Raw genomic sequence first — 20,393 nt, forward strand, 5'->3', positions numbered from 1 at the left:
GGGAAGAAGGAATAGAACGATGACAGAACAACAGAAGATTACTCCTGAGTCGGATATGGCGGCATCGGCATCGGAATCGCTCACCAGCTATGAAGAAGCAAGAGATTGGATCGAAGGACTCGTTGCTTTCGGTATCCGCCCAGGCATGGAGAGAATCGAGAAGCTGATGGAGCTTTCGGGTCATCCGGAGCGTCGACTCAAATTTATTCATGTCGCCGGCACGAACGGCAAAGGCTCTGTCTGCGCCTATCTAACAAGCGTCCTGCTTCGCTGCGGGTATGATGTGGGGACGTTCACGTCCCCTTATATCACGAAATTCACGAATCGTTTCCAATACAATGGAACAGATATTCCGGAAGAAACGCTGTTGCTGCTCGCGAACAGGCTGAAGCCTTTGGTTGAAGAGATCGCAGCGACAGAGCTGGGTTCCCCATCGATGTTCGAAGTCTCGACGGCACTGGCGATTCTGTACTACGGAACCGTATCCTATCCCGACTTTGTCGTGTGGGAGACCGGTCTTGGCGGCCGCTTGGACGTGACGAACATCGTAACTCCGCTGGTTTCGGTTATTACAAATGTCGGTCATGACCATATGGACATACTCGGCGATACGATTGAGGCTGTGACAAGAGAGAAGGCCGGCATTATTAAAGCCGGCGTTCCAGTCATAAGCGCAGTCAGCCAGCCGGAAGCAGCAGCGATCATTAGGGACACGGCTAAAGCGAAGAACAGCTCTCTTTATATGCTTGGAGATAAGTTCACGATCCAGCCGCTTCATGTGGAGGAGAATGAACAAACGTTCCGTTTTGAAGGCATGTTCCGTTCCATTGAGCCGCTTACGATTACGCTGAACGGTGTGCATCAGCAGTCGAATGCCGCCGTTGCAGTCATGACGCTCGAAGTAATGAGACAGTACTACGCACTCATGCTGGAAGATGAAGATCTAAGAGAGGGGCTTCGCACAGCTGCTTGGCCCGGACGGCTTGAAATGATCGGTACATCGCCGCGGCTTCTAATCGATGGTGCACATAATCCGGAAGGTGCGCAAATGCTTGCGGAATCTCTTAAAAGTACGTATCGGTACGATAAACTTCACCTTATGATGGGTATGCTCGCGAACAAGAATCATCGTGACACATTGCGGCATATACTACCTCTAGTGGATACGCTTGTCGTGACCGAGCCGGATTTTCGCAAAGCATTGCCGGCGCAAGAGCTGGCAGCGCTTGTTCAGGAATTACGGGAGACAATCGGCCGTTCCTTCGAACTCATCATCGAACCGAATTGGAAGCTTGCACTTGAGCGGCTGCAATCGCTCTCGAATGCGGATGATTTGGCAGTCGTTACAGGAACACTCTATCTGATTGCCGACGTCCGCTCCCAATTGCTCTATAATAAGGATTCTGAAAAAGGTTGGTGAACCGTCTTTGAATACGGCAGAACACGTACATTTCATCGGAATTGGCGGTTACGGCATGAGCGCAATCGCGCGCGTTATGCTGGAGATGGGCTATAAAGTGACCGGCTCTGACGTTGCTCGGCAAGAACTTACGGAGAAGCTTGCTGCCAATGGAGCCCGCATCTACATCGGTCATGAGCCGGAGCATGTCAAAGGAGCCGATCTGGTCGTCTATTCGACGGCTCTGTCTCGAGACAATGTGGAACGCAGAGCGGCTGAAGAGCTGAACATTCCGATTCTGCACCGCGCCCAGATGCTTGCAAGATTGATGAATTACGGCAAAGGCGTCGCAGTTGCCGGGGCACATGGCAAAACGACGACATCCTCTATGATCGCGCTGGTCATGGAGAACTGCAAACTCGATCCCACGTACATCATCGGGGGCGAGATCGTCAATGTCGGCACGAACGCTAAAGCAGGCAAAGGCGAGTATGTCGTGGCGGAAGCAGATGAGAGTGACGGGTCGTTCTTGCAGTACCATCCCACAATCGCAATCGTAACGAACATTGAACCGGATCATCTCGAAAACTATGACGGTGATTTCAATAAATTGAAAGCGGCTTACGTGCAGTTTCTAAGCCAAGTGAAGGATGGCGGCAGCGCAATTGTATGCGCGGATGACACGAACATGCAAGCGATGCTCCCGGAGCTGATTGCTGGCCCGCTCGGCAGTGAAGGCGTGCTGACGTACGGCATCGACCATGAGGCCATCTACCGCGCTCAGAACATCACGCTGGGCGATCGTAAAGCATCCTTCGATATGACGCGTCATGGTGAACTGCTCGGTCGAATCGAGCTGTCTGTTCCGGGGCGTCATAATGTTTACAATGCGATGGCTACAGTCATTACTTGTCTGGAAGCCGGTGTTTCTTTCGAAGCTATTGCGGCGGCTATTGTTGATTTCCGCGGGGCGAAACGCAGATTCCAGGTGTTAGGCGAAGTGAATGACATTCTGGTCATTGACGATTACGCGCATCATCCGACGGAGATTGAGGCTACGATCAGTGCAGCCAAGTCAACCGGCAAACGGATTATCGCTGTTTTTCAGCCGCAGCGTTACACGAGAACCTTCTTCTTGCTTGATCAGTTCAGCCGTGCTTTCACGGAGGCGGATGAGGTGCTGATCACGGATATTTATTCTCCGGCCGGGGAGCAGCAGATCGAGGGCGTAAACTCGAAGAAACTCGTAGAGCTTATCATTAAGAACAGCAATGCCAACACTACCTACTATCCTACGAAGGATGAAGTGCTAGCTGTTCTGACTGAGCAAGTGCAGCCGGGTGATCTCGTGATTACGATGGGAGCAGGCGATATTTGGAAAGTAGCGGATTCGCTTGCGAAGACGCTGCGGGCCAGAACTTAATAGAAATGCAGAACCCCCTCTTCGTATGTGAAGTGGGGGTTCTTTATGTGCGGGTTTGCTTACAATCTATGTATAAACGACGACTGCCCTCCTACTCTTCAGCATTCTCATCTTTTCCTTGCAGCTTCTTTAAATAATCGTCTAATTGATCGAATCTCTCTTCCCATGTACGGCGAAAGGAACTTAACCAATCATCGAGCTCCCGGAGAGGTTTCGTCCCGAGCTTATAGATCCGCTTGTTGGCGACGGGGTGAACCTCGACGAGGCCGGCATCCAGGAGGACGCGCAAATGTTTGGACACTTGCGGCTGATGAAGGCCAAGACGTTCGGCAATTTCACCGACGGTATGCGGTCCTTCCCGCAAGAGCTCGACGATACGTAACCGATTAGGCTCGGCAAGAGCGCTCATTGTGGCATTCATAAACTGAATATACCTTAAGAGGAATATACCGGTCAAGGAATGCAAACAATCTGGAATGAATTGCGGTTTGGCGAGCGGCGGGTCATAATCCTCTTAACTTTTTCATAGACTCTTACTAGAGTATGTGGACAAGGAGAGAATGCGATGAGTGCAAAAGGACGCATTACGTACCGATTCGATCGGCAGAGCGGAGCGCGAGAAGAACAGAAGCCGGAACAGAAGCAGGAATTGAGGAATTCCGCGAATGTCATCCCTTTCTTCCAAGAGGAAATGAAATTCACGTCCGAGATAGGATCATGGAACAGCCCTTTTCAAAATGACGCCCATGCCTTAGAGCAGCTTATTCGCGATGCAGACGGTCAGCATACACGGAAGCCGGCCACGAACGAGCCGGTAAGGGCGAAGAAGAACGATCATCCCTTATATGATGCTGCTCAGGAGCAGCTGCCGCCGCATTTCGAACAGTCAGAAACGATTCTGCTCGGCGATGAGTATGAGGAGCCGCGGAAACGAGTCCAAGCGAAACCGAATGTAATTGATATGTATCCGATTCTAGGCGAGGAAGTGGAAGAGTCCGAACGTCGACGGAGCGAGCTGCAATCGCATGCGCGCACCTCGCTTGGCTCCTATATGAACGGCTCGAATCAAAGGCCAACCAAGGGACCTTCATGGTTTAAAGTGTTTGCTTCTGTAACAGGGGCAATTGCGACAGGCGCGCTGTTCGGATACTTCGTGTTGGCAATGTTCACGGGGAACGGTTCATTCGGATCCGAGAGCTCTGTCAATCAACCTGGTGCCTCCGTAAGCGGGGCCATTACAGACGGGGCAGGAACAACCAATCAAAGCGACAGCGCCGCATCAGGCGGCAAGGTCAATGAATCATCCTCTTCAGGTGCTGCGAATAGCAGCAGCGCAGCCGATAACGGAAACGGCTCGACAGCAGCGCAGTCGTTGATCAAAGTTAACATTCCGGAGAGCTCCTATTACATGCTTCAATACGGCGTATTCAGCAACAAAGAAGGACTGAGTGCCGCGGTGGATGAGCTTGCCGCTAAAGGGCTGGCAGCTGCGCCTCTTACTACCCAAGAGGACTACCGAGTCTACGTAGGCATGTCGCCGGATCGAGACGAAGCGCAAATGCTGGGACATTTGCTGACGAATATGGACGTGTATGTCAAGCAAATCGATCTTCCTGCGGTGAGCAGCATCGCATTCAAAGGCGAGGCTTCTGCAGTGGAAGGTTTCTTCGAACAAACAAGCGAGCTGATCGCAAGCTTGGATCGCCTTACGGTAGAACGGTTGAGCGGCGGGGCGGATGATGCGGGAGACTGGAAGGAGCTGCACCAGCAGTGGATCACTTCGGCTAATGCGCTTGCAGCGGGATTAACCGATAAAGTGAACAAGTCGTCGCTTCAGAAATTGACCCAATTGATTAACTCGGCTGCTGTCGCTGCTGAGGAATATACGAAGAAACCATCGGATGCTTACCTCTGGGATATGCAGGCTTCTCTGATGAAAGCTGTGTTTGCGGAGAAAGCCTGGTTTGAATCGATGGATGCATTGTAAAGCGTTCCCGTGGCGCGTATAATAAAGTATACGTGTCAAAATATGGCGAGGGACGTTGGAAGATGAAGAAAAACTTCTGGGTTTTGCTGCTTTTCATACTGATTGGACTGCTCACGGGCGCGCTTGTCTCCCGCTGGTTGTCTCAAGTGCCGGGACTGGCTTTCCTAACCAAAACATCACCTGTCGTATGGTCACCGGCTGCGGATTTACTCGTTCTGAGCTACTCGTTTACGCTGCGGATTGAGATTAGTCTCCTAAGCATTATCGGACTGATCGCCGCAATATGGATTTACCGCAAGCTATAGGTAACCGACACAATGCGTTAAGGAGCGCTGCATCCATGAGAGTCCCCCTTCCTACAAGTTCATCGCAATTTCGCCGGCTTGTGCTGGCTTCATCATCTCCTCGCCGGCGGGAATTGGTCGCAGCTCTTGACCTTTCCTTGCCGGTTCTCATTTTGTCAAGCGATACCGATGAAAGTACCCCAACAGATTGGCTGCCGGCTCACATTGTCGAGCAGCTTGCCTTGCGTAAAGCACGTGCATCTGCAGAGATGCTGCAAGATGACGATGCTTCGCATTCGCTCGTAATCGGAGCGGATACCATTGTTGTGCTGGATGGACAAGTGCTGGGCAAGCCAGTCGACGAGCAAGATGCGATCCGTATGCTGACCGAGCTGCAAGGCAAGGAGCATGAAGTTTATACCGGAATTGCTCTTCTTGATACGTCTTCAGGAAGAGAGCTGGTTCATCATCGCGTGACGCGGGTAATGATGAAATCTATGAATCATGATCGAATCAAACGTTATGTCGCATCCGGCGAGCCCATGGACAAGGCCGGCAGTTATGGTATACAGGGACTTGGCGCAACACTTGTTGACCGCATCGACGGCTGCTATTTCAACGTGGTAGGACTTTCTCTATCTCTGCTGTCGGACATGCTGGCTGAATTTCAGATTGAGGTTATTTGACCGAGCAGATCGCGGGAGGCAGGGAACAGAGATGGAATCGCAACGAGAACCCTACGCACTGAAGGATATTCCAACTACCGAGAGGCCAAGAGAACGGATGATGACCGCTGGGGCTGAAGCATTAAGTCATGCAGAGCTGCTAGCGATCTTAATACGTACCGGTACCAAACGGGAATCCGCCGTCCTTCTCGCATCCCGTATCCTCGGTCAATGCGGCAATCTGCATGGACTTGTTGATATGAGCATTGCCGAGATGACCAAGATTCGCGGAATCGGAACAGCGAAGGCTATTCAGCTGCGGGCGGGCATCGAGCTCGGCCGACGCATAGCCAGAAGCCAGCAGGGAGAGCTGCCGACCATTCGTAAGCCTGCAGATGCGGCAAGCCTCCTAATGGAAGAGCTTCGCTATCTAAAGCAGGAACATTTCATCTGTTTGTTTTTAAATACGAAGAATCAGGTTATTTTAAAAGAAACGTTGTCGATCGGAACACTGAATGCGACACTGGTGCATCCGCGGGAAGTATTTCGGGCCGCGATTAAATGCAGCAGTGCCTCTCTCATTTGTATACATAACCATCCTAGCGGCGATCCCACGCCAAGCTCGGAAGACATAGCGCTGACGCAGCGCCTCATAGAAGCCGGAGAGCTTGTCGGAATTGATGTACTCGATCATTTGGTAATAGGTGACAATCGCTTTATAAGTTTGAAGGAGCAAGGTCACATGTAATATAATAAGAAGTATTGTCTTAAGAAAGAAAGGAAGATTAAACATGTTTGGTGGATTCACAAAAGATTTAGGTATTGACCTTGGTACAGCGAATACGCTGGTATATGTGAAAGGCAAAGGCATCGTAGTAAGAGAGCCTTCCGTAGTTGCTATACGTACAGATACGAAAACAATTGAAGCTGTAGGTGAACATGCCAAGAAAATGATTGGCCGTACACCCGGCAACATTCGCGCGATTCGTCCGATGAAGGACGGCGTTATTGCGGACTTCGAAACCACTTCAACGATGATTAAATATTTTATACGTCAAGCACAGAAACAGCGTTCCCTGTTTCCTCGTCATCCGAACGTCATGGTGTGCGTACCGTCCGGCATTACCGCGGTAGAACAACGTGCGGTTAAAGATGCGACGGTTCAAGCAGGAGCCCGCGAAGCGTTCACGATTGAAGAGCCGTTCGCGGCAGCGATTGGTGCTGATCTTCCGGTATGGGAGCCGACCGGCAGTATGGTCGTTGATATCGGCGGCGGTACGACTGAGGTTGCCGTTATTTCGCTCGGAGGTATCGTAACCAGCCGTTCGATCCGTATCGCAGGTGACGAGATGGACGAAGCCATTATGCAATACATTAAGCGTATGTACAATTTAATGATCGGTGAGCGTACGGCGGAGCAGCTCAAGATGGAGATCGGCTCTGCACTGTCCTTGGACCGTCAGGAAACGATTGAAATTCGCGGCCGTGACCTCGTGTCCGGTTTGCCTAAGACATTGCCGATTTCGTCGGAGGAAATTTGCGATGCGCTGTCCGATACGGTTAATGCCATTGTCGATGCAGTTAAGGTTACGCTTGAGAAATGTCCGCCGGAATTGTCTGCGGATATTATGGACCGCGGCATCGTACTGACAGGCGGCGGCGCGCTGCTGAAGAATTTGGACAAGCTGCTTTCGCGCGAAACGGGTATGCCTGTCATCGTGGCAGAGAATCCGCTGGATTGTGTTGCGATCGGTACTGGCCGCGCATTGGATAATATTGAGCTGTTCAAAACACGTGGAGGCCCGGTTTCTCGTTCCAAGCGATAAAATCCGGAAGCATTCTTGGGGAAAACGGATACGCGACGCTGATTGGTTTGAACGAGCCTTCGGGTCGTTAGGCAATCAGCGCAAAATGGGCGGGTGAAGAGAAGTTGTTTAATTGGATGCGTAATAAGCGGATGTTTGTATTAATGATCGTGTTTATCTTATTCGTTGCTGTCATGGGCTTCTCCATCGGCGATCGGAAGAAGCTGACATGGCCGGAAAACTTCTCGCTCGATTCCACGGCATTCGTGCAGGAATGGCTGTACCGACCAGCCGGCTATGTAGCTGGGCTGTTCAAGGATCTATCCAACCTGCACACGATCTACAAGGAGAACGAGGAGCTGCGCATTGCGGCCGCTGCCTATGCAAGAGACAGCATTAAGTATAATTTCGTTGAAGCCAAGAACAAAGAGCTGCAGGAAATGCTGAACTTTACGGAGCGCCAGAAGCAGCTGTATAACTATAAATATTTGATTGCCCAGGTAGTTGCCGTTGGCAACGATCCGTACTCGGAAACGATCCGCATTAATTTGGGTTCCAAAGACGGCATCAAGATCAACATGGTTGTCGTTACGGACAAGGGTCTTGTCGGCCTTGTTAACCGCGTAGATCCGTTCTTCTCCTCGGTAATGCCGATTACGAAGTTAAGTGAAACTTCACCGGATACGAAGGCGATCGCCGCTACAGTGCTTGGCAAAGAGAAAGATTCCTTCGGGATTGTCGATAACTATCATTCGGACACGGGCAAGCTGTCGATGTCCAAAATATCCGAACATGATCCGCTTACGAAAGGCGATACCATCATTACTTCCGGGCAAGGCAATGTATTCCCTCGAGGGATGGTTATCGGTACGGTCGATTCCAGCCAAGTCGGCGACTTCGGTTTGACGTACACGGCAACCATTACGCCGGCTGCGGATTTTGATCATTTGACGGAAGTGTTTGTCGTCCAACTGCCAGAGACTGGAGAGAATGCAGAATGAGTATGCAGCGTATCGTTGCCGTCATTCTGCTGTTCTTCCTTGTCGAAGGTACATGGTTCTACTGGCTGCTCCCTGATAGCATGGTCGGACGGATCATTCCTCATTTCACGCTAGCGTTTGTACTTTTTGCCGCTTTATATCGAGGCAGACATACGGCGCTTATCCTTGGATTGGCGTTTGGACTCCTGCAGGATTTGGCCTTCTATGGTCGGATTCTCGGGGTTCACTCATTCTCTATGGGACTGGTTGGTTACATGACCGGTTTTCTTCTGGAGCGCAAAAGAAGCACCTTGCTGATGGCGCTGCTCATGATCTGCATGTCCACGCTTGCCTACGATACCATTGTCTATTTCATCTATCGTGTGTTCCGATTGACGGATCAGACGTTTGAATGGGCCGTTTCCCATCACATCGTTCCTAGCGTTTTTCTTCAAATCCTATTTGCGTTAGTGATTTATGTGCCCGCAAGGCGATGGTTTGAACGAACCGGCAGCAATGCCAAGTCGGAAGAAGAAGAAGAATAGCGAAAGTCAGGCAGGAAAATACGCATCCGTGAAAGAATCGTATAGAGAAGGGGTGAAGACGAGCGTGGCCGAGAAGCAGCATATAACGATCAAAGGCGTTAAGGACGGGTTGATTTTCCTTCTTGACGACACATGTGATTTTTCCGTATTGCTGGATGAACTGCAATTTAAGTTGGAAAAGTCGCACCAACAGCTGCTGACAGGTCCCATTGTTCACGTTCAAGTGAAGCTCGGCACCCGGCAAGTGAATGAGGAAGACAAGGAACAAATTCGAACAGCCATTCGGAATCAGGGGAATTTGCTTGTGCAATCCATTGAGAGTGAAGCGAAGCCGGAGCCGATTGTAGAAGACGGAAACAATTTAAAGGTATTGACGGGCATAATCCGATCTGGCCAGACACTTGAACATGACGGGAACCTGCTGTTAATGGGGGATTTGAACCCCGGCGGCTCTCTACTATGTACAGGTGATATATATGTGCTTGGCGCTCTGCGAGGCTTGGCGCATGCCGGCTGCAAAGGGAAAGAAGATTCGATTATCGCCGCATCGCTCTTAAGGCCGACACAGCTTCGGATCAGTGAAGTGATCAGTCGACCGCCGGATGAATGGATGACCGGTGATGCAACGATGGAATTCGCGTACTTAAGCGAGGGCGTCATGAAAATCGACAAAATGACACAGCTGCAGCGGCTGCGAAAGCTGCCGGTCGTGTTTAGAGCCTAGCTGGCGCAGCAATAGCGGGGAAATTATTAGGCAGCAGGTCTGTATAGCAGCAGTACCAATGGCTGGAGCGGGGAGAGTTGAGTCATGGGAGAAGCGATCGTAATCACATCGGGTAAAGGCGGCGTTGGCAAGACGACGACCTCTGCGAATATTGGAACGGCGCTTGCATTATTGGGGAAAAAAGTGTGCATGGTCGACACCGACATCGGCCTGCGCAATCTAGATGTCGTCATGGGGCTGGAGAACCGGATTATTTATGACTTGATCGATGTAGCGGAAGGCCGCTGCCGTCTGAATCAAGCGCTTGTGAAGGATAAACGGTTCGAGGAGCTCTATATGCTTCCGGCTGCCCAGACGAAGGATAAATCAGATGTGACACCGGAACAAGTTCGCGACATGATTCTGGAACTGAAGAAAGACTTCGACTTTGTCATCATCGATTGCCCTGCGGGCATCGAGCAAGGCTTCCGTAACGCAGTGGCTGGTGCTGACCGTGCGATCGTAGTGACTACGCCGGAGAATGCGGCCGTTCGCGATGCTGACCGTGTAATTGGTTTGCTGGAGCAGATTCATGTGCCTGCGAGACTGGTCATCAACCGGATTCGTGCTAACATGGTACGCAGCGGAGAAATGCTCGACATCGACGAAATCTGCCAGGTGCTCGCCATCGATTTGCTGGGTATCGTACCGGACGACGAGAAGGTTATTCGCTCGGCGAATGCCGGCGAACCTACCGTGATGGACCCTTCCTCGCGTGCGGCGATTGCTTACCGGAATATCTCGCGCCGCATGCTCGGCGATATGGTGCCGCTGATGCCGCTTGAGGAGAAATCAGGCGTCATTAAACGGTTCCGCAAGTTTCTTGGAATAGGATGATTGCTAGGTGCTGAACAAACTGAAGAAGGTTGACCTTGGCATGATGATCATTCTGCTGGCACTCATGGTAGTCAGTACGATGCTGGTACACAGCGCGACTTACGGAAATCCCGATTACGCCAATTACGACGTGAAAACGGTCATATTTTACGGGTTGGGCTTTTTCGTAGCGTTAGTAGCCACTTTGTTCGATTACCGGGTGTTTCTCAAAGCATGGATGTTTCTTTACGGCCTGGGAATTGTATTGCTGATTGTCGTTTACTTCACGGCCGAGGAGATTAACGGTGCCAAGAGCTGGTTCGAGCTGCCCGGCGGACTCCAGTTTCAGCCTGCCGAAATGGTGAAGATCATTCTGATCATCACCGTCGCCTACCTCATGGGCAGAAGGAATGGAGATGCGCTTCGGGTCCGACAGGACTTGCTCGTCATTGCGTTCTTTTCTTTTGTCCCCTTCGCTCTTGTCATGATTCAACCGGATCTAGGCAATGCCATCATCTATCTCGTTATCGTCCTTGGCATGCTGTGGATCGGGAATGTCAAATATACGCATGTTCTGCTTGGTCTCGCCATTACAGTAGGTTCGCTTATTCTATTCATGTTTCTGTTCAACACGTATAACAAGCAAATCCACGACTATTTGCAGGATCATCAGAAGACGCACTGGTACGAACGTATTAACGGATTCATAAATCCCGAAACCGCCTCCGAGAAAGAAGTCTACCAAGCCCAGAAGGCGAAGATAGCGATCGGCTCAGGGGGATTAACGGGCGATGGTTATATGAAAGGCGAGTCGAAGAACCGCAAATTTATTCCTTATCCGTATTCAGATGCGATCTTTGTCGTAATCGGTGAGGAGTTCGGGTTTCAAGGAGCCGCCGTCGTGCTTATGCTCTATTTCTTATTAATCTACCGCATGATTATCATTGCATTTCAGTGTTATGACTTGAAGGGCTCTTTCATCGTAATCGGGATTGTCTCGATGTACGTCTTTCAAGTCTTCCAGAACATTGGCATGATGATCGGGCTTATGCCGATAACGGGGATTACGCTGCCATTCATCAGCTATGGCGGTACCTCATTGCTGCTCAATATGCTCTGTATCGGTCTTGTATTCAGCGTCAAGGCGCATCAGGAGAAATACGAAATGGCCACTTAGCCGTCCAAGCAATCCGCTTGGCGGCTTTTTGCTGTTTACTGAGGTGTTACAACATAACTAGTCCCACATGCTCATATACATTAGCGATTAGAGATGGAGGGATCAGTATGGATACGAGAAAAAGTATCCGCGAGCGCCGACAAGAGCGTATCCGCCGGATTATGGAACATAACAACACCACACTTCCGCTAAAGCAGGCCATGCAGCAGCCTCAAGCACCATTATTGCCGATGCTGTCCCCAACTGAGCTGCCCATTCCCTCAGCGAAGACAGCTAACTCTCCAAGTACTCCGCGCGATATAGAAGATGATCCGGAGCGATTGTGGAAAGCGAATCCGAATCCGTGGGAAAGCGCGGGATGGCGAATTGCGCCATTGCCAAGCAAAGATGTGAAGGCGAGTAAGCAAGGTGGGCCGGAAGCTCCTCCACCGCGCGATTATCGATTCATCATCAGAGGTCTGTTCATCCAGACCGCGATTGCCGGTGCTTTATTCATCATTGTATTTGCTCTGTTTAAGCTGGATGTACCTGCTGCCAAACAAGGTCAGCAAGTGGTAACGTCCGCGCTAACGGATGAAATGAACTTCGACGCTGCTGCGGAATTGTACAAGGATTGGTTTGCCGGTGCACCGTCCTTCATTCCCTTATTCGGCGACCATCGCGGCGAGGAGTCTGAACTGGCGGAAGGCGCAGTTGATCTCCCGATTGTGTCTCCCCTTCAATCCGGGACCGTTGTCAGAACGTTTGCGGAAACACTAAGCGGGATCGAACTGGCCGGTGAGCCAGGTCAAGAGATCGTTGCCGCGGAGACGGGCAGGGTGCTTGTCGTTTCCAATGATGATGAATTAGGTGAAACGGTTGTTGTGCAGCATGCCAACGATCGCGTATCGATCTATGGTCATCTGGGCTTAGTCCGTGTAGCCGTGAATGATTGGATTGAAGCGGGGAAAACGATAGGCAAGCTGCCGGTAGCGGAGGAAGGCCAGCAAAGCCTGTTGTATTTCGCTGTGAAGGACAAAGGCCAGTACGTCGATCCGGCGGACGTCGTACCGATTGATTAAACTTGGCGGCATCCGCTGGTCCGTACATCCGCTCTTCGTGCTGGTCATGCTCGCCTCCGTTGTGACCGGGTATTTTGTTGAGCTGCTGACTTTATTCGCGATCGTTCTGGTTCACGAGCTCGGCCACGTCATGATGGCAAAAGGATTCGGCTGGAGAATCCGAGAAGTGAAGCTGCTGCCGTTTGGAGGCGTAGCGGAGGTCGAAGAGGGCAGCGGCGTGCCGGCTAAAGAAGAAGCCCTCGTCGCCATTGCCGGGCCGCTCCAAAATGTATGGATGGCTGCCGTAGCCTGGCTCTTAGGCCAGCTCGGGATATGGAGCCATGAATGGGCGGATTATGTGTGGCAAGCGAACGTCATGATCGGTTTATTTAATTTGCTGCCGATTTTGCCGCTGGATGGCGGGAAGTTGATGCAAGCGGCACTAAGCCGTGCGCTTACGTTCTATGGAACGCTTGTCTGGGGCGGACGCATCAGCTTGCTCTTTAGCGTCTTGATGCTGCTATATGCCTTTGTCCCCGCCTTGCTGGAGAGAAATGCCGTCCATATTCACATGAATTTGTTCGCGGTCGGGTTGTTTTTGCTGCTCACAAATTGGACAGCCTATCGGAATATCCCCTATTTGTTTCTGCGGTTCTTAACGACAAGAGCGATGGCATCTTCGCGGATAGTGGCCAATGGGGTATGGGCGCTGCCCATTATTATTCCGAAGGGATATACGGTTCAGAATACATTGCAGCTGTTCAAACGGGACAGCTATCATCTAATCGTCATTATGGAAGATAAAGGAGATGTGCTCGGCGTAGTGCCGGAGCAGCGAATTGTGAACGGATTTCTTGCCGACGGGAAGGCTGACCGTGCAGTCTTGGAGCTTTTCATGTAATATAAGTATCAGTGAAGACCGACTGGACAGGAGGTCGCAAGATGAGAAGAATGCTGGTACACAAGCAGAAGGATTGGCTGCAAATTGCCGTAGTGGACAATAACCGTCTATACGAATTTTATATGGAAAAAAACGAAGACGCCGGTCAATTAGTGGGCAGCGTCTACAAAGGCAAGGTCATTAACGTGCTTCCCGGCATGCAGGCTGCTTTCGTTGATATTGGGCTGACGAAGAACGCATTTCTGTATATTGACGATGTGCTCCATCCGCATCTGGAACGACAGAGTAAGGAAAAACCGCAAATCAATCAATTGCTTACAGCCGGACAAGAGCTGATCGTTCAAGTGATGAAGGAGCCGCTCGGCGGCAAAGGAGCCCGTGTCACGACGCATTATTCGCTGCCTGGCAGATTTCTGGTTTATATGCCTGCTGCCGATTACATAGGCGTCTCTAAGAAAGTAATTGGAGAAGCGGAGCGCGTCCGAATGCGCGGCATCGGGGAGCAGATCCGATTACCCGGCGAGGGCGTCATCATGCGCACCGCTGCGATCGGAGAATGTAGTGATTCGCTTCAGCATGATGTGCAGTTCTTGCGGGAGCTATGGCAAGGCATCGAAGCACGAGGAAAGTCATCGTCCGCGCCGGCACTGCTCCATCGCGAAGCTGATCTTGTTCATCGACTGGTGCGTGATCTGCTCACTGTTGAGATGGACGAGCTGTGGATCGATGATCGTACCGCTTATCTCCAAACCGAGGCGCTTATGAAGCAAATGGCGCCGGCCATGCTGCCAAGGCTGAGGCACTTTGAGAAGCAGGGTCAAGCAGGACTGTTTCAACATTACCGCATCAATGAGCAGCTGCATGAAGCGTTCGAACGACGTGTTCGCTTAGGCTGCGGCGGGGATTTGGTCTGGGATCAAACGGAAGCACTGACGGTCATTGACGTCAACACCGGTAAATTCGTTGGAACGAGCAATTTGGAAGACACCGTATTCCGCACGAACCTGGAAGCGGCGGAGCAGATTGCCCGCTTGCTGCGGATTCGCGATGTCGGCGGCATCATCATCGTGGATTTTATCGATATGGAGAAAGAAGAGCATCGGGACGAAGTGATGCAGCTGCTTGAGCGGCTTGTTCGCGCAGATCGAACCAAATGTCAGGTTGTCGGCTGGACAAGGCTTGGTTTGCTCGAAATTACCCGCAAGAAGGTTCGTGAGCAAACAACAGCGCCAATCATATGAGTCATAATTCGTGCATGCGAATGATTTTATAAGAAAGTAATTGCCAATGGGCATTTGGATGTGCTATTATGTTATGGTGTCTGCAGAGGATATCTGATCTGCAGTCAAATACCGCGCAGAACAGGTTTCTAAGCTCGACCTTCTGAGGTCGGCACCTGCATCAGGCGAGTCTTCGATATAAGGAGGTGCAACATATGTTTGCGATTATTGAAACTGGTGGAAAACAGTACAAGGTTCAAGAGGGCGACGTTCTATTTCTTGAGAAGCTGAATGCTTTTGAAGGTGAAGAGGTAACGTTTGACCGCGTCTTGGCTGTAACTAAAGGCGACGAGCTAGTAACTGGCGCTCCGGTTGTTTCCGGCGCTACTGTAACAGCTAAAGTCGAAAAACACGGCAGAGGTCAAAAAATCATCGTTTATAAATACAAAGCGAAGAAAAACTACCGCCGTAAGCAAGGTCACCGTCAGCCGTACTCCAAAGTAACGATTGGCAAAATCCAAGCTTAAGAGGTTAAATTATGATTACGGTCACCATTGAACGGCAATCCGCCGTTAATACACGGATCGTAGCGTTTGCAATAGAAGGACATGCCAAGTTTGCGAAGCCGGGCAAAGATATTGTCTGCGCTGGCGTATCGGCCGTCTCGGTAGGTACAGTGAACGCGATTGAGGAGTTGGCGGGACTAGCTCTCCCTGCTTCCATGAAGAGCGGCTGGCTCCGATCAGATATTCCGGTAACGAATGATGCCAGCTCTAACGAGAAGGCGCAGCTGCTGCTGGAAGGTATGATCGTGATGCTGAATTCGATTGCAGCCTCGTACGGGAAGTATGTTGATATTCGTCAACAATTTCGGGAATAAAGGAGGGAACATCCATGTTGAAACTGAATCTTCAGCTTTTCGCTTCGAAGAAAGGTGTAGGTTCCACGAAGAACGGACGTGACAGCCAATCCAAACGTCTTGGCGCTAAACGCGCTGACGGTCAAACGGTAACTGCTGGCAGCATCCTAGTTCGTCAACGCGGAACGAAAGTTCACCCGGGCAACAATGTTGGCATCGGTAAAGACGACACGCTATTCGCGAAAGTGGAAGGCGTTGTGAAATATGAGCGTTGGGGACGCGATCGTAAGAAAGTCAGCGTTTACCCAGTTACACTTGCTCCGGTAGCGGCAGCAGAATAGTGAAAGATCCCTGGTCTGCATGCAGACCGGGGTTTTCTTTTTTTATGAACAAAGCAATATGCAAAGATGATCTTTCTACTTTCTCGTGATATACTGTTTAAGGCTAGGAAAGAACAGGAAAGTAGGCTCGGCTCATGAATCGCATCGGAATGACCAAACATTTTGCGGCTGCATCCCTTTTGGCTCCTGCTGCTGCTGTTTTCATTTGGCCGGCGGAACTCTGGCTGCTGGCTGTGTTTATAGTCTGGCTGGTCCTTGTAGCTGTGTTCTGGGTTCATACGGAACGCAGGGAACAAGAATTGCGTATGGCAAGGGCTGCTTCTGCGATGCAGCAAGCATCCATTCGAACGCTTAATCATCATCGTCATGATTGGATGAATGATTTGCAGGTCATATACGGATACATTCGAATGGGTAAAGCGGATAAGACCGTTCAGTACGTGGAACAGATAAGAGAACGGATGTTAACGGAGAGCAAGATCGCGAAGCTCGGTATTCCGTCGCTTGTCCTGTTTATACAGTCGTTTCGCACGATATCGCACTCATTGGTAATTGATGTGGAGATTGACGGTGATGTGAATTTGGCGGAGCTGCCTCTTGACGGGGAGCTTGCTGCGGAATCGATCGTCGGTATTATCAATGCCTATCGATTCGCCATCAGACCCGGCACAGGTGATGCTGAGCGGCTCATCGTACGGATTTCGCGGGACGAGCAGCAGCTAAGTGTATCTTTCCACTGTGAAGGCATCATTAAAGAGATGGATGATTGGAAGTTGAAATGCAAGCGGGCGCTTGATAATTCACCGCTTAAGCTGGCGGAGAACGGCCTGCACTCAGCAAGTGTCATGCTGCAAGCGCAGCTTGGGAAATAAACGGAGGCTAGGACATGTTTGTCGACAAAGCAAAGATATTCGTAAAAGGCGGCGACGGAGGAAACGGAATCGTTTCGTATCGCCGGGAGAAATACGTACCGAACGGCGGACCGGCCGGCGGTGACGGCGGAAGAGGCGGCGACGTTATTTTCCGCGTAGATGAAGGGCTTCGGACCCTGATGGATTTCCGCTATCAGCGGCATTTCAAAGGCGAAAAAGGCGAGCGCGGCAAAGTGAAATCGATGCACGGCGCTAACGCGGAGCATATGGTTGTACGTATCCCGCCGGGAACGGTCATCATCGATGATGAATCCGAAGCGATCATTGCGGATATGACGCAGCACGGCTCGGAGATTATCGTAGCCAAAGGCGGACGCGGAGGACGCGGCAACTGCCGTTTCGCTACGGCAGCCAATCCGGCTCCGGATTTCTGCGAGAACGGTGAGGAAGGTCAAGAGCGCACGATTACGCTTGAGCTTAAAGTAATGGCGGACATTGGCCTTGTCGGCTTCCCGAGCGTAGGGAAATCGACGCTGTTGTCGGTCGTATCGGCTGCAACACCGAAGATTGGCGCCTATCACTTTACAACTCTCTCGCCTAATCTTGGCGTAGTTGATGTTGGTGACGGACGCAGCTTCGTTATGGCGGATCTTCCGGGTCTCATCGAAGGCGCAAGTGAAGGCGTCGGTCTAGGCCATGATTTTCTGCGGCATGTTGAACGTACAAGAATTATTTTGCATATTCTCGACATGTCGGGGTCAGAGGGGCGCGATCCTTTCGACGACTGGGTGAAAATCAACCAAGAACTCGAGATGTACAATCCGATTCTGGCAGAACGCCCGCAAATTATCGTGGCGAACAAGATGGATATGCCGGATGCAGAGGAGCAGCTTGCCTTGTTCCGTGAACAGCTTGAAGCAAGCGGCGATGCCGAGAAGCATCAACTGGTTGCGATGTCCTCGCTCACGAAGCAAGGGGTTCAAGAGCTGCTGTATAAGGCTGCTGATCTGCTGGCAACCGTTCCGGATACCCGCTTGATCGAGGAAGTGAAGGATGTAGCGGAGCGTAAAGTGTACACGCTGCCGCAAGAAGAAGATCGTTCCTTCAAAGTGGGCAAGGAAAACGAAGGCTTCTTCGTGGAAAGTGCCGCAATCGAGAAGTTCATGAAACGGGTTAACCTCAATAACTCCTACGATGCGATTATGCGTTTTGCTCGTACGATGCGTAAGATGGGTGTTGACGCGGAGCTTCGTAAGATCGGCGCGAAGGATGGCGATATCGTCCGAATCGGCGATTATTCGTTCGAGTTCTTCGAAGGCAGCGATTTCTCCTATCATGAATAAGTAATGTTACAACTGCTGCGGCGGTGTCGATGCATGAAAGTGCAGACACGCTGCAGCAGTTTTTTGTTCATTTCAAGGATAAAATAGGTATAATGAAACTATTGTGTTTATCGATTGCCTATTGCCGCTTTCGTCATTATTCGATATAATGTCCTCTATGGAAGAACAAATGTCTCTTGAGGGAGGACGGCAAGTGGAGGAACGATATTTTGTCGTCCGTGAGGACATGTTGCCGGAAGCGATCGTGAAGACGATCCAAGTGAAAGAGATGCTCCGGCGCGGCGAAGCCGCCACCGTTCATGAAGCGACGGAACGGGTGGGCTTAAGTCGAAGCGCCTTCTACAAATACAAAGACGGCGTCTATACCCAGAATCAATTGAAACGGGAAGCGATCGTAACCATTTCCATGGATCTCGATCATCGTTCGGGCGTCCTCTCGAAAGTGCTTGGCCTTGTGGCCGGCACGGAAGGAAATGTACTTACGATTCACCAAACCATCCCGCTGCAAGGACTTGCCAATGTCATTATTTCCGTTGATACGTCCATGATGAACGGAGCGCTGTCTGAATTGATCGACGGTATCCGTAAGCATGATGGTGTACGCAAAGCGACGATTATTGGGCAAGGATAGAGAATTTGAGAGTTGAATTGGAGGAAATCAGAACAATGAAGCCGATCAGAGTAGGTTTGCTAGGGCTGGGAACAGTCGGTACAGGCGTGGTACGCATCGTAGAAGGACATCAATCCGATTTGGAAAGCCAAGTGGGTTCCCCGATCGTCATTGAGAAAGTGCTCGTTCAAAATAAAAACAAAGCCCGTTCCATCGGCGTTTCACCAGAAAAGCTGACAGAGGACGTTTGGGAAATCATCTATAATCCGGATATCGATGTCATCGTTGAAGTCATGGGCGGCATTGAGTTGACAAAGAACTATATTCTTGAAGCGTTGTCCCGCGGCAAACATATCGTGACAGCGAACAAAGATTTGATGGCCTTGCACGGTCCGGAAATTCTGGCCAAAGCACAAGAGCATGGCTGTGACGTCCTCTATGAGGCGAGTGTTGCCGGCGGTATCCCAATCATTCGTACACTGGTTGAAGGCTTCTCGTCGGATCGCATTACGAAGATTATGGGTATCGTAAACGGTACGACGAACTATATTCTAACTAAAATGAGCAAAGAAGGCGCAGCTTACGGTGATGTGCTGAAGGAAGCACAGGATCTTGGTTACGCCGAGTCCGATCCGACATCCGATGTTGAAGGCTTGGATGCTGCTCGCAAAATGACGATCCTTGCGACACTGGGCTTCCGCGCTAACGTTGCACTGGAAGATGTGGATGTTAAGGGCATTTCGTCCATCACAAAGGAAGATATTCTCTACGCAAAGCGCCTCGGCTATGAAGTAAAGCTGCTTGGTATCGCTGAGCGTCAGGACGACTATATCAGTGTCAGCGTGCAGCCGACGATGGTCAAGCTTACTCACCCGATCGCATCTGTTAACGGCGTATTCAATGCTGTATATGTGTATGGCGAAGCAGTAGGAGAAACGATGTTCTACGGAGCGGGCGCAGGTGAGCTGCCGACGGCCACTTCTGTAGTAGCGGATCTTGTCGCTGTCGTGAAGAACCTGAAGCTTGGCGTGAACGGCAAACAAGAGAAGCTCGCTTATAAAGAGAAGAAACTCAAAACCGACGAGCAGATCGCTTCGAAATATTTTATGCTGCTCCATGTGGATGACCGTGCAGGTGTTCTTGCGCGCATTACGCAAGCCTTTGCCGAGTACGAAGTGAGCCTCGAGTCTGTGCTTCAACAGCCGAACCCAAGCATCCAGGAAGCAGAAATCATCATCATTACGCATGATGCCAATAAAGCAGCCGCCAAGAAAGTGCTTCAAGCACTGGAAGGCATGGAAGTCGTCAAAGCTATTAAGAGCGTGTACCGCGTAGAAGGCTAAATATTATTTCACCTAAAGGA

Annotated in this window: 23 protein-coding genes; 22 read left to right on the forward strand and 1 reads right to left on the reverse strand. The window is 50.8% G+C overall.

Annotated elements, in window-relative coordinates; translation table 11 throughout:
* Nucleotides 1–19: 19 nt before the first annotated feature.
* Nucleotides 20–1,420: a bifunctional folylpolyglutamate synthase/dihydrofolate synthase gene (locus BLW29_RS20570; protein WP_371264762.1), complete on the forward strand. Its 1,401-nt coding sequence runs from the start codon at nucleotides 20–22 to the stop codon at nucleotides 1,418–1,420.
* A 7-nt stretch (nucleotides 1,421–1,427) separates the two neighbouring features.
* Nucleotides 1,428–2,822: a UDP-N-acetylmuramate--L-alanine ligase gene (gene murC / locus BLW29_RS20575; RefSeq protein WP_090983045.1), complete on the forward strand. Its 1,395-nt coding sequence runs from the start codon at nucleotides 1,428–1,430 to the stop codon at nucleotides 2,820–2,822.
* A 91-nt stretch (nucleotides 2,823–2,913) separates the two neighbouring features.
* Here the strand turns inward: murC and BLW29_RS20580 are convergent, their stop codons facing one another.
* On the reverse strand, nucleotides 2,914–3,243 hold the full coding sequence (locus BLW29_RS20580; protein ID WP_090983047.1) for an ArsR/SmtB family transcription factor: 330 nt from the start codon (nucleotides 3,241–3,243) through the stop codon (nucleotides 2,914–2,916).
* 144 nt (nucleotides 3,244–3,387) lie between these two features.
* Between BLW29_RS20580 and BLW29_RS20585 the strand changes: the two genes are divergently transcribed.
* The 20 genes from BLW29_RS20585 to BLW29_RS20680 all read left to right on the forward strand — a co-directional run bounded on the left by BLW29_RS20585 (nucleotide 3,388) and on the right by BLW29_RS20680 (nucleotide 20,373).
* Nucleotides 3,388–4,809, forward strand: coding sequence for an SPOR domain-containing protein (locus BLW29_RS20585; RefSeq protein ID WP_090983049.1), 1,422 nt, complete (start codon nucleotides 3,388–3,390; stop codon nucleotides 4,807–4,809).
* Nucleotides 4,810–4,871: 62 nt separating this feature from the next.
* Entirely contained in the window at nucleotides 4,872–5,114 is a 243-nt protein-coding gene (locus tag BLW29_RS20590; protein WP_090983051.1) for a DUF4321 domain-containing protein, read from the forward strand.
* A gap of 35 nt (nucleotides 5,115–5,149) precedes the next feature.
* Nucleotides 5,150–5,779 (forward strand): Maf family protein, encoded by a 630-nt coding sequence (locus tag BLW29_RS20595; protein ID WP_090983053.1) that lies wholly within the window; start codon nucleotides 5,150–5,152, stop codon nucleotides 5,777–5,779.
* A 31-nt stretch (nucleotides 5,780–5,810) separates the two neighbouring features.
* Nucleotides 5,811–6,506, forward strand: a complete 696-nt coding sequence (gene radC, locus BLW29_RS20600; protein WP_090983055.1) for a RadC family protein — start codon at nucleotides 5,811–5,813, stop codon at nucleotides 6,504–6,506.
* A 43-nt stretch (nucleotides 6,507–6,549) separates the two neighbouring features.
* Complete coding sequence (locus BLW29_RS20605; RefSeq protein WP_090983057.1) at nucleotides 6,550–7,584, forward strand: rod shape-determining protein; 1,035 nt, start codon at nucleotides 6,550–6,552, stop codon at nucleotides 7,582–7,584.
* A 104-nt stretch (nucleotides 7,585–7,688) separates the two neighbouring features.
* Nucleotides 7,689–8,564 (forward strand): rod shape-determining protein MreC, encoded by an 876-nt coding sequence (mreC, locus tag BLW29_RS20610; RefSeq protein ID WP_256208745.1) that lies wholly within the window; start codon nucleotides 7,689–7,691, stop codon nucleotides 8,562–8,564.
* Entirely contained in the window at nucleotides 8,561–9,088 is a 528-nt protein-coding gene (gene mreD / locus BLW29_RS20615) for a rod shape-determining protein MreD (protein ID WP_090983061.1), read from the forward strand. Before mreC ends, mreD begins: the two co-directional genes overlap by 4 nt.
* Nucleotides 9,089–9,152: 64 nt before the next feature.
* Nucleotides 9,153–9,812, forward strand: coding sequence for a septum site-determining protein MinC (locus BLW29_RS20620; protein WP_256208750.1), 660 nt, complete (start codon nucleotides 9,153–9,155; stop codon nucleotides 9,810–9,812).
* A gap of 84 nt (nucleotides 9,813–9,896) precedes the next feature.
* Nucleotides 9,897–10,688 (forward strand): septum site-determining protein MinD, encoded by a 792-nt coding sequence (gene minD, locus BLW29_RS20625; protein WP_090983065.1) that lies wholly within the window; start codon nucleotides 9,897–9,899, stop codon nucleotides 10,686–10,688.
* A gap of 7 nt (nucleotides 10,689–10,695) precedes the next feature.
* The gene (locus tag BLW29_RS20630) at nucleotides 10,696–11,844 is read left to right on the forward strand and encodes an FtsW/RodA/SpoVE family cell cycle protein (protein WP_090983066.1); all 1,149 of its coding nucleotides are present in this window, start codon (nucleotides 10,696–10,698) and stop codon (nucleotides 11,842–11,844) included.
* A gap of 107 nt (nucleotides 11,845–11,951) precedes the next feature.
* Nucleotides 11,952–12,905, forward strand: coding sequence for a M23 family metallopeptidase (locus BLW29_RS20635; RefSeq protein WP_090983068.1), 954 nt, complete (start codon nucleotides 11,952–11,954; stop codon nucleotides 12,903–12,905).
* On the forward strand, nucleotides 12,898–13,785 hold the full coding sequence (locus tag BLW29_RS20640) for a M50 family metallopeptidase (protein WP_090983070.1): 888 nt from the start codon (nucleotides 12,898–12,900) through the stop codon (nucleotides 13,783–13,785). Before BLW29_RS20635 ends, BLW29_RS20640 begins: the two co-directional genes overlap by 8 nt.
* Before the next feature lie 41 nt (nucleotides 13,786–13,826).
* Nucleotides 13,827–15,026: an Rne/Rng family ribonuclease gene (locus BLW29_RS20645; RefSeq protein ID WP_090983072.1), complete on the forward strand. Its 1,200-nt coding sequence runs from the start codon at nucleotides 13,827–13,829 to the stop codon at nucleotides 15,024–15,026.
* A 194-nt stretch (nucleotides 15,027–15,220) separates the two neighbouring features.
* On the forward strand, nucleotides 15,221–15,532 hold the full coding sequence (gene rplU, locus BLW29_RS20650) for a 50S ribosomal protein L21 (protein ID WP_090983074.1): 312 nt from the start codon (nucleotides 15,221–15,223) through the stop codon (nucleotides 15,530–15,532).
* Between the two features lie 11 nt (nucleotides 15,533–15,543).
* Nucleotides 15,544–15,885 (forward strand): ribosomal-processing cysteine protease Prp, encoded by a 342-nt coding sequence (locus tag BLW29_RS20655; protein WP_090983076.1) that lies wholly within the window; start codon nucleotides 15,544–15,546, stop codon nucleotides 15,883–15,885.
* Nucleotides 15,886–15,899: 14 nt separating this feature from the next.
* A complete protein-coding gene (gene rpmA, locus BLW29_RS20660; protein ID WP_090983078.1) occupies nucleotides 15,900–16,205 on the forward strand; it encodes a 50S ribosomal protein L27 in 306 nt (101 codons plus the stop codon).
* A 134-nt stretch (nucleotides 16,206–16,339) separates the two neighbouring features.
* Nucleotides 16,340–17,077, forward strand: a complete 738-nt coding sequence (locus BLW29_RS20665) for a Spo0B domain-containing protein (RefSeq protein WP_090983080.1) — start codon at nucleotides 16,340–16,342, stop codon at nucleotides 17,075–17,077.
* 14 nt (nucleotides 17,078–17,091) lie between these two features.
* Entirely contained in the window at nucleotides 17,092–18,420 is a 1,329-nt protein-coding gene (gene obgE / locus BLW29_RS20670) for a GTPase ObgE (protein WP_090983083.1), read from the forward strand.
* Nucleotides 18,421–18,613: 193 nt separating this feature from the next.
* Entirely contained in the window at nucleotides 18,614–19,051 is a 438-nt protein-coding gene (locus BLW29_RS20675) for an ACT domain-containing protein (protein ID WP_090983085.1), read from the forward strand.
* A gap of 35 nt (nucleotides 19,052–19,086) precedes the next feature.
* Nucleotides 19,087–20,373 (forward strand): homoserine dehydrogenase, encoded by a 1,287-nt coding sequence (locus tag BLW29_RS20680; RefSeq protein WP_090983087.1) that lies wholly within the window; start codon nucleotides 19,087–19,089, stop codon nucleotides 20,371–20,373.
* Nucleotides 20,374–20,393: the final 20 nt, after the last annotated feature.

Origin of the sequence: Paenibacillus sp. CF384, assembly GCF_900106745.1 — a bacterium.
GTDB lineage: Bacteria > Bacillota > Bacilli > Paenibacillales > Paenibacillaceae > Paenibacillus_Z.